The organism is Flavobacterium sp. (genome assembly GCF_035292545.1).
Taxonomy (GTDB): Bacteria; Bacteroidota; Bacteroidia; order Flavobacteriales; family Flavobacteriaceae; genus Flavobacterium.
Genome location: NZ_DATDPV010000056.1, coordinates 1 through 13491, shown reverse-complemented (window position 1 = coordinate 13491; position 13491 = coordinate 1). Strand labels below are relative to the sequence as shown.

Below are 13491 nucleotides of genomic sequence, written 5' to 3'. Positions count from 1 at the left end.
AGCTACATAAAGCAGCTTGGTTAAACCGGAGGTAATGTCTTTTTTTACCTGAGTAATTTCGGTTTTGGTAAGGGAGGAATTCAATACGTGTGCCACGCCACTTTCGGAAGATAAACTCCTGATAGCATCCACTTGGTTTTTCATCAAAGCAATAAGAGGAGAAACAACAATAGCTGTCCCCTCATGAATTAATGCCGGCAATTGGTAACAAAGTGACTTTCCACCACCGGTAGGCATAATAACAAAAGTGTTGTTGCCAGTGATGATACTTTTGATAACTTGTTCCTGTAATCCTTTAAATTGGTTGAAACCAAAATATTTTTTTAATTCCTTATGGATATCAATTTCGTTTGAATTCATTCTTTATTAATGGTATTTTACATAAATTTGTGGCATATAAAGATACAACTTTCTTTAATACATTACAAACTTTAACAATTTCTGTTTTGATAACAAAAGACAATATATTGGCGACAGCCAAACAAACCATTCTTTCCGAAAGTAAGTCTATTGCAAAACTTATTGATTTTCTTACAGATGATTTTGCAAAAGCCACCGAAATTATTTTCAATTCCAGAGGTCGACTGATTGTTACCGGCATCGGAAAAAGTGCCATCATAGCTCAAAAAATTGTCGCTTCTATGAATTCTACCGGAACACCATCGATGTTTCTGCATGCCTCCGAAGCGATACATGGCGATTTGGGAATGGTACAACCTGAAGATGTGGTCATTTGTATTTCAAAAAGCGGAAACAGTCCGGAAATAAAAGTTTTGGTGCCGATTTTAAAGCGTTTTGGGAACACGTTAATTGCCATTACAGGAAACATGACTTCCTTTTTGGCCAAAGGCTCCGATTATGTTTTAAACACCACAATCGATGCCGAAGCTTGTCCAATTAATCTGGCACCAACCAACAGCACCACGGCACAATTGGTTATGGGAGACGCGTTAACGGTATGTTTAATGGAAATGAGAGGTTTCAAAAGTGAAGATTTCGCCAAATACCATCCCGGTGGTGCTTTGGGTAAAAAACTACTGCTTCGGGTGGGTGACATGCTAGATCAAACACACAAACCGACCGTTTCACCAGATTCCAGCATCAAAAAAGTGATTTTTGAAATCTCAGAAAAAAGACTGGGTGTAACGGCAGTAGTCGAGAACAATAAAGTAATCGGAATTATTACCGATGGCGATATCCGAAGAATGCTGAATGACAGAGACACTTTTGTCGATTTAACTGCGAAGGACATCATGACAAAAAATCCAAAAATGATACAATTGACTGATATGGTAGTCGATGCCCTAAATATTTTAGAAGATTTCTCCATTACACAATTGGTTGTAATTGATCAGGATGAATATAAAGGGGTATTGCATCTGCATGACATTTTAAAAGAGGGAATTGTATAATGGAGAAGAAAAATCTTAACGAAATGTCGTTTTTAGATCATCTTGAAGAATTAAGATGGTTACTGGTTCGAAGTACGATTGCCATTATAATCATGGCCACAATCACTTTTTTTTTCAGTGATTATATTTTTGATGTAATCATTTTCGGACCCACCAATGCCAATTTTATCACCTACCGTTTCTTTTGTGATTTATCGCACCAATTGGGATTTGCTGAAAGCATTTGCGTTACCGACATGCCTTTTATTATCCAGAACACCGATATGGAAGGACAGGTCACCATGTTAGTCTGGACGTGTATCACAGCTGGTTTCATACTGGCATTTCCTTATATTTTATGGGAAGTTTGGAAATTCATCAGCCCGGCACTTTATCAAACGGAAAAAAAACACGCAAAACTGTTTATTTTTGTTTCTTCATTACTGTTTTTTATGGGCGTTTTGTTTGGTTACTTCGTGATTGTTCCGATGTCGGTCAACTTTTTCGCGACTTTCAAAGTAAGTGAAGTGATTAAGAATGAATTTAACATTCAATCTTATGTAGGAATGATCAAAACATCCGTTATTGCCTGTGGATTATTTTTCGAATTGCCCATTATCATCTATTTCCTGACAAAATTAGGCTTGGTTACCGCCTCTTTTTTAAGAAAATACAGAAAATACGCCGTCGTAATCGTATTAATCGTCGCTGCCATAGTTACACCTCCGGATGTGGTGAGTCAGGTTATTGTTTCGATTCCGATGTTATTAATTTATGAAGCGAGTATTATAATCTCAGCCATAGTAATCAAAAATAAAAACAAAAAAGATGAGCAACTTAGTTAAAGATTTCAATGAGTACCGTTCTGTAATGAATGAAAAGTTGTTAGCGGATAACAACAAAATTGTAAAACGAATCTTCAATTTAGACACCAATGCTTATGCAGCAGGTGCGCTGGATGTGAAAACCAAAGAACTTTTAGGTTTAGTGGCTTCGGCTGTTTTGCGTTGTGATGATTGCATCAAATACCATTTGGAAACCAGCCATAAAGAAGGAGTAACCAAAGAAGAAATGATGGAAGCGATGGGAATTGCCACCTTAGTCGGCGGAACCATTGTCGTGCCTCATCTCCGCAGGGCTTATGAATTTTGGGAAGCTTTAGAAAGCAACGAATAATTAATCTATTGTTAATTTGTTGATGCATTCATTCGTTTATTTGTTAATTTGCAAACCATCGAAACATCGAAGTATCGAACCATCCAATAATCGAACCATCGGAATATGATTTTAAGAGCAGAAAATTTAGTCAAAACATACAAAGGAAGAAGTGTTGTAAAAGGCATCTCGGTAGAAGTGAATCAAGGAGAAATCGTGGGTCTTTTAGGCCCAAACGGAGCCGGAAAAACAACCTCTTTTTATATGATTGTAGGCTTGGTAAAACCCAATTCCGGGCATATTTATCTTGACGATATGGATATTACCGATTATCCGATGTACAAAAGAGCCCAACAGGGAATTGGTTATTTGGCGCAGGAAGCTTCTGTTTTTAGAAAACTAAGTATCGAGGACAATATTTTAAGCGTTTTGCAACTGACGAAGCTCACAAAAGCAGAACAGGAAGCCAAAATGGAATCCCTGATTGATGAATTTGGATTGCAACACATTCGTACGAACCGTGGCGATTTACTTTCCGGTGGTGAAAGACGCCGTACTGAAATTGCCCGATGTCTGGCTACCGACCCAAAGTTTATTTTATTGGATGAACCATTTGCAGGAGTTGACCCGGTGGCGGTGGAAGATATTCAAAGAATTGTAGCGCAATTAAAAAACAAAAATATCGGAATTTTGATTACCGACCACAACGTACAGGAAACCTTGGCCATTACCGATAAAACCTATTTGATGTTCGAAGGCGGAATCTTAAAAGCCGGAATCCCGGAAGAATTAGTCGAAGACGAAATGGTAAGACGGGTCTATTTAGGTCAGAATTTTGAATTAAGAAAGAAGAAAATCGAGTTTTAATAACCAAAAACTCATAACCCATAACTCATAACCCATAACTCATAACTCATAACCCACAACTAATTCATCGTCCGATACCCCAACTGCTTCGGCGTTCCGTTATAAATATTAATATCCACATTGCCTTTTATTCCGGGAACAGTACCTTTCTCCGTAAATTGCCAAAACAACCAGTTCTCGCCTATTTCTTCAACAAAAAAATTATAATTGGCAATCCAGAATGGGTATTCGCTGAATTCATCTTTCAGGAAATCGTTATAATAACTTTCGCCGGAATAAATAATGGGTTTTACATTATAATGTTTGTCTATTCTTTTCAACCAACGTCTTAAACCTACTTTTAAACTGTCTATCGATTGGTTTTTGGGTAATTTCTCGATATCCAGGACCGGAGGCAAATCCCCTTTTTTGAGTTGTACGGTTTTAATGAAAAGTTCGGCTTGTTCAAGGGAATTTTCATTGGGACGGTAATAGTGATAAGCACCGCGAATGATATTTTTTCTTTTGGCACCACGCCAATTGCGTTTAAATTGCGTGTCCACTTTATCATTTCCTGCGGTGGCTCTGATAAAAACAAATTGCAGCGGATAGTCTTCTTCGACGGTATCGACCAGAGTCCAGTCAATTTTTCCCTGAAATTCAGAAACGTCAAAACCAACTACTTTACCTTCGTGTTTTTGTAACACCTGATAATTCCGAACATCCGAAATGCGTTTGGCCTCGGCTTTTTCTTTTAAAGTTTTATCTGATTTGAAACTAAAATAATAGGCCAACCCATTCCTGTAATGATATCCGACAGTAAACAACAACACTATAAAAAAGACGATCAGCGAAAAACGCAATCTGTTTCCGGAGAAAAAAGGGTCCTTATTCTTCGCTCTGGGTTTTCGCTTAACAGCGGCTTTTTTTCTGGCAATCGGTTTTTTCATGCAGTTATGAGATTACTTTTTTTGAATAGTATTCATGGCAACTGACAGTAAAACGTAAAAAATGATGATCAGGGCAACTCCCAAAAAGCTAAAGAAAATCAAAAGTAAAAGCGATAACAGCAAAAATATGATCTGCAAGGCATTGTCTTTAAAATTGAACTTTTTAATTTTTAAAGAAAACAAAGGAATCTCGGCATTCAAAATATAAGCGCTTATTATTGTAATCCCCAATAAAACCCATTGGTTACTTAATAGCTGATGAATAAAACCAGATTCATAAGTACTTAAAATCAAGGGCATGCTCAGGATAAACAAGGCATTGGCAGGGGTTGGTAATCCGATAAAAGAATCGGTCTGACGGGTATCTATATTAAAATTGGCCAAACGGTAACAGGATCCTAGAGTGACAATAAACCCAAGAAAGGCAACCATCCCCTGAGGAGAAAACGGGTCATTATCACCCACAAGCAGCATAAACATTACATATCCCGGCACGACGCCACTGGTCACCATATCGGCCAAAGAATCCAATTGCAAACCAAGCGGACTGGACACTTTGAATAATCTGGCAAAAAAGCCGTCAAAAAAATCTAAAAATATGCCGAGACAAACAAAATAAAAAGCCATTTCAAAATCCAGTTTACTGACAAAAACTAAGGCAATACAGCCACAAAAAAGATTGAGAAGCGTAATTAAATTCGGAATGTGTTTTTTAATATTCATGGTTATACCGTTAGATTTTCAAAGTTCACAAATTTAGCACAATAAGTTAAAGACAAGTACGTTTTTTATTGGAGATTTTTATCGGATCATGCTTCTTTAGTGTTTATTTCGTTAAAGGAAGAAGTAACCTCATTAAAAATGTATATTTTTGATAAAAAAAATAAACTGACTTCAGTTTGTAAAAATAATTTGCTTTGAAAAAAATACTATTCATCACTTTACTTTTAGTATCTTCCTTTGGGTATGGTCAGGCCATCAGAAAATACTCAAACGAATTCATGAATATTGGTGTGGATGCTGCAGCTTTGGGAATGTCTAATGCGGTGACAGCGAGCACGAATGATGTCAATTCGGGGTATTGGAATCCTGCGGGTTTAATCGGATTAGAGGACAAACAGGTTTCGCTGATGCATGCTAGTTATTTTGCCAATATTGCCCAATATGATTATGCGGCTTTTGCCATGCCAATTGACGAAAGAAGTGCCTGGGGCGTTTCCATGATTCGCTTTGGAGTGGATGACATTCTAAACACCACGCAATTAATTGATGACCAGGGAAATATTGATTACAATCGCATCAGTTTATTTTCTACAGCCGATTACGGATTGACTTTTTCTTATGCCAGAAAACTGCCGGTTCCGGGTTTTCAATATGGCATCAATGCCAAGGTGATTCGCCGTGTGATTGGGGAATTCGCTAACTCCTGGGGATTTGGTTTTGATGTCGGACTGCAATTTGAACGCAATGACTGGAAATTTGGATTGATGGTTCGCGATATTACGACTACCTACAATGTTTGGTCCATTGACGAAGAAGAATACAACAAAATAAAAGATGCGGTCGAAGGACAAAATCAGGAACTACCGGAAAGCTCCGAAATTACTTTACCAAAAGCACAATTGGGAATGTCTAAAAAATTCGAGTTCCATAATGATACCAGCCTGATGGCAGCAGCCAATCTGAATATGCGTTTTACCAGAACCAACGATATTATTGCTACCGATGCTTTGAGTATTGATCCGGCTTTGGGATTTGAATTCGGATATACCGATTTGGTTTTCTTACGCGCCGGGGTTGGTAATTTCCAAAATATCCAACAAATTGACGGAACAGACAAAGTCGGATTTCAGCCTAATGTAGGTTTGGGATTCAAATACAAAGGCATTCAAATTGACTACGCGTTGACTGATTTAGGTGATCAGAGTGCTGCTTTGTATTCAAATATTTTCTCCGTAAAAGTGGATCTGGGCATTTTCAGATAGCGGATTCCATTTTTAAACTTCATTCAAAACAGACAAAAAAACTAAAATGCATCGAATAAAAATTACCTTTATCTGCTTCTTTTTACTAGTTATTTCTTCCGCAAATAAAGCTTTTAGCCAGATGCTTCCACTTTCCGAAAACACTACTGTCAGCGTGATTACCTGTGGCAATGGTGCTGAAATGTATTCCTTATTTGGCCACACAGCCATTCACATAACCGATAAGCAAAATCATATTGACGAAGTGTATAATTATGGTGCTTTCGATTTCAATACGCCAAATTTTGTATTAAAATTCATAAAGGGTGATTTGCAATATTTTGCGACCAACAGTTCCTATAATGATTTTTTATATGAATACCAATATGACAAAAGATCCGTTGATGAGCAGGTCCTAAATCTTTCACAAGTTCAGAAACAACAATTATTTGACGATTTAAATGCGACTTTGGTATCAGAAGAGCGTTTTTATACTTATAAATTTATTGATAAAAACTGTACTACGATGGTGATTAACATCATCAATAAAACCCTCGGAAAAGAAGTCATCGTAAAAACAACGGATAAGGAAAAAACCTATCGGGAAATATTATATCCTTATTTCAAGGATCATTTTTATGAAAAATTAGGCATCAGTATTATTTTCGGAAAAAAGGTGGATTTAAAAGGGGAACAACTGTTTTTACCCGCGGAACTTCAGGAAAGTATAGCAAACATTCAATACAACAAAGAGCCAATTTGCCAAAAAAACACGACAATACTCGAGTTTAAAAAAGAGAAAACGCCCATTTCATGGTGGAATAATTTTTATTCCTTCAGCTTACTGCTTTTGATAGTGGTCATAGTAAATAACAATCGCATCTATATGGTCTATTTTTTTCTGATGGGATTACTCGGATTGTTCCTGACCTTTGTCGGGTTTTATTCCTTACACAAAGAACTGGAGTACAATTACAACATCTTATTGTTTAATCCGGCCTTGTTGTTCCTGATTTACTTTTATCTGAAAAACAACAGAAAATGGATGTACCTTATTGCTTTATTGGCCCTTTTATCCATCGCAATTTATCTGGTTATCATGATGAATAAAATCCACTTAGTCATTGTATTGCCATTGATTATAACCAGTTTAATTGGCTTGGTGAAGTTGGCTATTCAAAATAAAAATCAGGGAACTGCCGTAAAACCATAAGAGTATTTTACAAACTATCATAACACATGGCCCTTTACTGATACTATTCGGTTATTAGATAGTTCGATTATTGGATTATTCGATAGTTCGATTAATAAGCAATATGGCTGTCAGATTATTTACCTTTTTAATTTCTCCTCACAACCCATAACTCATAACCCACAACCCATAACCCATAACTCATAACCCATAACTCATAACCCACAACTCAAAAACCCATAACCCACAACCCATAACCCACAACTCAAAACCCATAACCCATAACTCTTCTATTGTCCCCTGTAAAACAAAACCGTACTTACAGTCTTAACGACAATATTAACATCTAAAAAGATGCTTCGATGTTTGATGTAATACAAATCATATTGCAGTTTTATAAGGCTCTCGTCTATGGTTTCCCCGTAGGAATAATTCACTTGCGCCCATCCGGTTAAACCTGGTCTGATTACATGTCGTGTTTCATAAAAAGGCATTACTTCGGCTATGGCGGCTACAAAGAAAGGTCTTTCTGGTCTTGGCCCTATTACAGCCATATCACCGTTCAGAATATTGATAAACTGAGGGAACTCGTCTAATCTCGCTTTGCGCAAAAACTTCCCGAACGGGGTAATGCGCATGTCATTCTGTACCGCGAAAACAGCTCCTGCAGTTTCCGCATTTTGAACCATCGTTCTGAATTTGAATATTTTAAAAACGACCCCATTCTTCCCAACTCGTTCCTGAGTATAAAATAACGGTCCTTTGCTTCCCAGAAAGTTTCCGATTAAAATAAAAGGAATTAGCGCAATTCCGACTGACAGTCCTATAACAGAAATGAGACATTCCATAACCCTCACTCCTAACAAATACAATTTATTTTGATTGTTTCTGCTAAAAGGGAAATAACGATAAAAATCTCTGGCCACATATTGCACAGGAATCCTATGGGTGCTGCTTTCGTATACTTGTGTATATTCCCTAATCACAAAACCATTTTCCAGTAAATGAAGTAGTTTGTTGTATAAAAGCACCGTAATCCCCTCGGTATCCTGAGAGGCAATCACAAGCTCTGAAATATGATTTTTCTGAACAAATTCATCCAAATCTTCAAGGGCGATGTTTTTGATATTATTGTAACCACAAGTTTTTCCGCTTTCTTTGTCAGAATCGATATAGCCCATTATTTTATAATGGGGATCCGCACTTTCTAAACCGGTTATTAATTCTTCTGCCTGATCACAATCGCAGACCAAAATTACTTTCTTGATAAAACGATGCGAAGCAAAAAAATTCAGGTAGAGCATCCTCCAAATGAACAATGCCAGTAAAATGGCAATGAAAAAATAAATAATCTGCAATCGGTTAGACGGCAATACCGGCGTATAATAAGGGGTCAGTAAATAAAAAAGCACTGTGGTAGAAGACGTAAGAATGATGCTTTTAATGATTTGGAACTGATTGCTGGCTATTTGTAAATTATACATTTCAAACACAGCCCCAAAAAGCGTAATGTAAAATCCAAGTACAATTACCCAATAATAATTGTCCTTTGTCATTTCCAAATACCCAAAATCAAAAACAATTCCGACTATATACAGTGCCATAAAGACAAATAATACGTCAAAAACTCTTAATAGAATTTTACGTTCCGATATTTCAAAATGTATTTTTTTCTGGGATAACATAGTGTTATTAAGCTGTTTTTCTGGTGCAAGGTACTCAAATATATGAAAAAAGCACCTTATTGCAAAATATTAAACCATCGCTGTTTGACGATTTCCCAATCAAACGCTGCTGCTTTGCGTCTTGCCTGTGTGGCCAATTCCTGAAATAAATCAGGTTTTTCTATCAATTTCTGAATTCCGGAAACCATTTCCTCAACAGCGTTATCTTCAACCAGCAAAGCTTCTTTGTTGTGTTCCAATAGAAAAGGAATACCTCCCACATTCGTGGATACGACTGCCAGTCCCAATGCCATGGCTTCAACCACACTCACAGGCATGTTATCAAAATGGGTCGTATTAATAAAAATAGTATAGTCCCAGGATAAGGCTGTCCATTCTTCTTTGGTCAGTTTTCCGGGAAAAAGAACCGGTAATCCCAAATCTTCGGCGAGTTTTTTGGTTTTGGATAAACTGCCGTCTTTATCGGGTCCGACCATGCAAAGGGTGGCTTCCGGGTGTCTTTTCTTTAGAGCATCCAAAACTTCAATAGCCATGGTTGGGTTATAGATTTCGGCAAAAGAACGCACCCACAACAGCTTGGGTTCTCCCTTTGTTCTTTCTTTAAAAGGATACCTGTTGATTTCAATCGCATTGGGAATATAGGTCACATTGGTGTACCCTTGTTTTTGAAAAGCCTCCAATAAGTAAGAGGACGGCGTCACATTACTATAGGCCGGTTTAAAAATCATTTTACAAATTACGGGGTTTTTCTGAAGCCTTTTCGGTAAATTTCCGCCGTGTAAAAACGGAATGTATTTTATATGTAGCAACCTGCACAATTGGCTTGTCGCAAAAGCATACCAAAAACTGGCCGTGCTATAGGTATCAATAATCACATAATCCGTTTGTCGGTTTCGGCACACACGCCAAAGCATGTCAAGAATCCTGAGCTGTTGGTTTTTTTGAGACGAAGCATAAGTCACCGTAAAACCTTCCCGTTCCAAAAGTGGCCCAAGGGTTTCCATAGTGGTTTGATTCAACCCATGTCTTGCTAATTTATTCCCGAGGTACAGTAGGTTTTTCAACGCTATAAACTTTTAATAATGAAAGGGCATAAACAAAAGCAGGGGCTGCCATTCGCATGGCTGCATGATTGATGGTCAACAGCCAAAAAACTAAAAAACACAGTACAAAAATATTCTGCTGGTTGTTTAAATACAAAAGTAGTGGCGTAAAAAGCAAAATCAGCAGTCCCAACAGCCCCAATGACCCGTGTTCGGCCAGCATCCGTGTTAATTCGTTATGGGAAGCCGCTACAATCCCGGTTTGTTCTTCCCGATACTCTTTGTTTTTACCCACACCAACCCCAAAAATAGGGTTGTCCAGGAACATCTGAAATTCGGAGGCGATCAATTGCTCTCTTCCGGTTAATACACTTTCTTTTTTTCTGCCTCTCGCATCCTCATTGGCATAACGCTTGTCTATCAAGCCACTGGTCTGTGCGGAACTATACCCCCAAACCCCCAACGAGGCCAAAAAAGAAAAAATTAAAATAATCCCTATTTTCGATTTCCCTTTTAAACTGGCCCGAAAATACAACACCAGTAATAGCAAAATAATCATTAGTATTCCGGTGATTACACCCCCTCTCGAAAAAGTGACAATACCTCGAAAAGCGAAAACCAGGACCAGGGCTGCATTAATCGACTGCAGTTTGATACTCGAAGAATTGATCAGCATCTGAACAAAAAAAAGAAAAATACCAAAGCCTAAAATAGTGGCCATCTGATTGGGTCCAAAACCACCCGAAGTTTCAAAATTAGATTGCGTACTCGTCACCACATCTTTAATACTTGGCGTGTATAAATACAGGTAAATCACAATCGAAACCAAAGGAAAGCAAAAAGCGGTAAGCACTTCTTTTAACCGGTCTAGTGTGATGCGCCGTTGGTAACAATAAATCGCTGAAACCCCCAGACATACCGGACCCGATATATTAAACGCTATCGCTTTTCGAATATTGGTTTCAAAATTCAGCGTTACACTTGACAAAACGACACTTGGCACCAATAAAATTAAAAAAATCCAATACAAATACGAATTTTTTGAAAATCCGGTATAAATCATACCGATAAACAAAAAAATCATGACACTGTATTTAGCATATTCATTAAAGTGCATCCCATCAGTCATTCTCAGTAAAACCTCAACACCCACCACATAAGCCGATAAAACCAAGGCTTCGTTATTCCTGTTTTGGGTTTTAATCAGATAATAAATGCAAAATCCAAAAATAAGAAGGCTGTAGATTTTGGACAGAAACGGAACGGTAAAAACAGCCACTCCTATCGCAGCATGAATCAGGAGTAATATGATGTAACTATTTTTTTTGTCAATCCTCATGTTATAATACTTCCAGATATTTTTTTATAATCGGCTCTTGCGTATAGTTCAAATGTATGTCTTTTTTTAATTGTTCTCCAATGGATTTCCTGAAATCAATAGTGCCCATTAGTTTTTCAAGGGCTTGTGCAAATGAAGCCACATCTCCCGAAGCTACCAATACACCATTTTTAGGAGTTATCACTTTCGGAATTTCACCGACTGCAGTGGCCACCACCGGCAATCCAAAATAGCCATATTCCAATAGGGAGACGGGCAACCCTTCTGACAAAGAGGTTAAAACTCCGATAGTCGACTGCTGTAGGGCTGAAACCACCGCATTGGAAGCCCCATAAATAAAAACAGTTTCCTGCAAACCGTCCGATATTATTTTTTTATGGATTGTTTTTGAGTACGCGTCTTTAAAATCTTTTCCTATCAAATGAAAAGTCCAGTCGGGAAAGGTGATTTTTATTTTTTTTGCGACCTCCAGCAGCATGTCATGATTTTTTTGAGGACGCAGGTTGGCCAGGCAAAGTATTCTTTTTCCTAATTCTCCTTTCAAATGAATGTTATCTTTATTATCCTCCAAAAACACAAAATTAGGTAGATAAATGACTTCCTTACAAAACAAGTGGGCCAGTGACCATTTCTTAAGCAATTCGTTGACCACTATAATTCTGTGAAAAAACAACGAACCCATTTGAAGAACCAACTTCTTTCTTTGGTCCAAAAACTCACTATTTCCATAATGATCATGCCAAACAATTTTTATTTTGGGATAGACCAGTTTCAATAATACCGCCAGCAAAAAAGAACTGCTGTGTGCCTGAACAATAGTCACCCTACTTATTGAAACAAAACGTCGCAATCGGAAGAGCGCCCTGACATCAAAAGTAGTTTTTCTGTTTAAAAAAAGATAAGCTACCCCCGATTGCAGCTGGCTTTTCAAATCGCCTTCTTTTCTGGTCGCCACCAATCCTGAAAATGCGATTTGTCCCGCTAAAGCATTGGCATAATTGACTGCCATACGCTCCGCACCACCGGTTTCTAAACTGTCTATTAATTGAAGTATCCGCATTTTTGTCTGTTTTCCGTTCTCTATTTTCAGTTGTCCGTTGTCTGTTGTCCGTTCTGTGTTCTCTGATAACCCACAACTCATAACTCATAACCCCATAACTCATAACTCATAACTCATAACCCACAACTCATAACCCACAACTCATAACTCATAACCCACAACAGACAACCCATAACTCCTAACCAACAACTCCTAACCCATAACCCACAACTCATAACTCCTAACTCCCCAACAACAACCTAATCTCTTCCTCAAAATAATCCAAAGTGTACTGCCTCGACCAAAGCACCGCTTTTCCAGCTTTAGATTGATACAATGCCTCGTTATCGAGGGTCCTTTTTATTTGTTGTATGTCCTTTTCTAAATCCATTGTCAAAATAATCCCTCTTTCGCCATTCCCTAACATATTCGGCACACAGGATATGGCACTGGCAATGGGGACACAGCCCCAGAACATGGCTTCTGCCACTACTTTCGGCCATCCTTCACTTTGCGAAGGCAGCACTAAAAAATGACTGTTTTCATAAGCGGTTTGTACAGTGGCAGCGGTTTGATTACCGTGTAACATGATGACGTCCTGCAATCCTTTTTCCTGAATATAGGTTTCTAATGCGTTTCGTTCTGCCCCTTCTCCATACAAATCCAAATAAACCCTATAGCCGGCTACATGCAACTGTTCTGCCAATTGAAGGGCATACAAGGGTCGCTTCCCTTTTGATAAAGTCCCTACAAAAAGGAATCGAATAACCCTTTTCTCCAGATTTCCTCTTCCCCCGCTCTCCTCATCCCCAAGTCGCCCCTTCTCCAAGTCTCCCTTCTCCAAGTCTCCCTTCTCCAAGTCTCCCTTCTCCAAGTCTCCCTTCTCC

General features: G+C 38.2%; 14 protein-coding genes. 6 read left to right on the top strand and 8 right to left on the bottom strand.

What is annotated here, in order from left to right; translation table 11 throughout:
* Positions 1-360, bottom strand: a 360-nt coding sequence (locus VI621_RS09110; RefSeq protein ID WP_324218068.1) for a DEAD/DEAH box helicase, incomplete at its 3' end; no start/stop codon positions are given.
* Between the two features lie 86 nt (positions 361-446).
* Here VI621_RS09110 and VI621_RS09105 point away from each other — a divergent pair.
* The 4 genes from VI621_RS09105 (at position 447) to lptB (ending at position 3413) form a co-directional block, all read left to right on the top strand.
* Positions 447-1412: a KpsF/GutQ family sugar-phosphate isomerase gene (locus VI621_RS09105; protein WP_324218070.1), complete on the top strand. Its 966-nt coding sequence runs from the start codon at positions 447-449 to the stop codon at positions 1410-1412.
* Positions 1412-2236 (top strand): twin-arginine translocase subunit TatC, encoded by an 825-nt coding sequence (tatC, locus tag VI621_RS09100; RefSeq protein ID WP_324218067.1) that lies wholly within the window; start codon positions 1412-1414, stop codon positions 2234-2236. The genes VI621_RS09105 and tatC overlap by 1 nt, the downstream gene beginning before the upstream one ends.
* Positions 2220-2567: a carboxymuconolactone decarboxylase family protein gene (locus VI621_RS09095; RefSeq protein WP_324218066.1), complete on the top strand. Its 348-nt coding sequence runs from the start codon at positions 2220-2222 to the stop codon at positions 2565-2567. The genes tatC and VI621_RS09095 overlap by 17 nt, the downstream gene beginning before the upstream one ends.
* Before the next feature lie 105 nt (positions 2568-2672).
* The gene (lptB, locus tag VI621_RS09090; protein ID WP_324218065.1) at positions 2673-3413 is read left to right on the top strand and encodes an LPS export ABC transporter ATP-binding protein; all 741 of its coding nucleotides are present in this window, start codon (positions 2673-2675) and stop codon (positions 3411-3413) included.
* 59 nt (positions 3414-3472) lie between these two features.
* Here the strand turns inward: lptB and VI621_RS09085 are convergent, their stop codons facing one another.
* Together VI621_RS09085 and VI621_RS09080 are read right to left on the bottom strand one after the other, a co-directional pair.
* Positions 3473-4342: a glycoside hydrolase family 25 protein gene (locus tag VI621_RS09085; protein WP_324218064.1), complete on the bottom strand. Its 870-nt coding sequence runs from the start codon at positions 4340-4342 to the stop codon at positions 3473-3475.
* A gap of 12 nt (positions 4343-4354) precedes the next feature.
* Positions 4355-5065 (bottom strand): CDP-alcohol phosphatidyltransferase family protein, encoded by a 711-nt coding sequence (locus VI621_RS09080; protein ID WP_324218063.1) that lies wholly within the window; start codon positions 5063-5065, stop codon positions 4355-4357.
* Positions 5066-5343: 278 nt separating this feature from the next.
* Here VI621_RS09080 and VI621_RS09075 point away from each other — a divergent pair, with 278 nt between their 5' ends.
* Positions 5344-6327 carry a PorV/PorQ family protein gene (locus VI621_RS09075; protein WP_324218069.1) on the top strand — a complete coding sequence of 328 codons (984 nt, stop codon included), beginning with the start codon at positions 5344-5346 and terminating at the stop codon, positions 6325-6327.
* A 46-nt stretch (positions 6328-6373) separates the two neighbouring features.
* Positions 6374-7519, top strand: coding sequence for a DUF4105 domain-containing protein (locus VI621_RS09070; RefSeq protein WP_324218062.1), 1146 nt, complete (start codon positions 6374-6376; stop codon positions 7517-7519).
* Between the two features lie 269 nt (positions 7520-7788).
* Here VI621_RS09070 and VI621_RS09065 read toward each other — a convergent pair whose 3' ends face one another.
* From VI621_RS09065 to VI621_RS09045, 5 genes are all read right to left on the bottom strand, one after another.
* Positions 7789-9183 (bottom strand): exopolysaccharide biosynthesis polyprenyl glycosylphosphotransferase, encoded by a 1395-nt coding sequence (locus tag VI621_RS09065; protein WP_324218061.1) that lies wholly within the window; start codon positions 9181-9183, stop codon positions 7789-7791.
* Between the two features lie 56 nt (positions 9184-9239).
* A complete protein-coding gene (locus tag VI621_RS09060; RefSeq protein WP_324218060.1) occupies positions 9240-10247 on the bottom strand; it encodes a glycosyltransferase family 4 protein in 1008 nt (335 codons plus the stop codon).
* Positions 10219-11565, bottom strand: coding sequence for an O-antigen ligase family protein (locus VI621_RS09055; RefSeq protein WP_324218059.1), 1347 nt, complete (start codon positions 11563-11565; stop codon positions 10219-10221). Before VI621_RS09055 ends, VI621_RS09060 begins: the two co-directional genes overlap by 29 nt.
* A 1-nt stretch (position 11566) precedes the next feature.
* Positions 11567-12706: a glycosyltransferase gene (locus VI621_RS09050; protein WP_324218058.1), complete on the bottom strand. Its 1140-nt coding sequence runs from the start codon at positions 12704-12706 to the stop codon at positions 11567-11569.
* Between the two features lie 139 nt (positions 12707-12845).
* Positions 12846-13448: a glycosyltransferase family 4 protein gene (locus tag VI621_RS09045; RefSeq protein WP_324218057.1), complete on the bottom strand. Its 603-nt coding sequence runs from the start codon at positions 13446-13448 to the stop codon at positions 12846-12848.
* Positions 13449-13491 lie beyond the last annotated feature (43 nt).

Bases quoted from the DNA above. Each gene is read 5' to 3' on its own strand.
- VI621_RS09065 (WP_324218061.1), bottom strand. From the start codon at position 9,183: ATGTTATCCCAGAAAAAAATACATTTTGAAATATCGGAACGTAAAATT.
- VI621_RS09055 (WP_324218059.1), bottom strand. From the start codon at position 11,565: ATGAGGATTGACAAAAAAAATAGTTACATCATATTACTCCTGATTCAT.
- tatC (WP_324218067.1), top strand. From the start codon at position 1,412: ATGGAGAAGAAAAATCTTAACGAAATGTCGTTTTTAGATCATCTTGAA.
- VI621_RS09085 (WP_324218064.1), bottom strand. From the start codon at position 4,342: ATGAAAAAACCGATTGCCAGAAAAAAAGCCGCTGTTAAGCGAAAACCC.
- VI621_RS09050 (WP_324218058.1), bottom strand. From the start codon at position 12,706: ATGAGTTGTGGGTTATCAGAGAACACAGAACGGACAACAGACAACGGA.
- VI621_RS09095 (WP_324218066.1), top strand. From the start codon at position 2,220: ATGAGCAACTTAGTTAAAGATTTCAATGAGTACCGTTCTGTAATGAAT.
- lptB (WP_324218065.1), top strand. From the start codon at position 2,673: ATGATTTTAAGAGCAGAAAATTTAGTCAAAACATACAAAGGAAGAAGT.
- VI621_RS09080 (WP_324218063.1), bottom strand. From the start codon at position 5,065: ATGAATATTAAAAAACACATTCCGAATTTAATTACGCTTCTCAATCTT.
- VI621_RS09075 (WP_324218069.1), top strand. From the start codon at position 5,344: ATGAATATTGGTGTGGATGCTGCAGCTTTGGGAATGTCTAATGCGGTG.
- VI621_RS09070 (WP_324218062.1), top strand. From the start codon at position 6,374: ATGCATCGAATAAAAATTACCTTTATCTGCTTCTTTTTACTAGTTATT.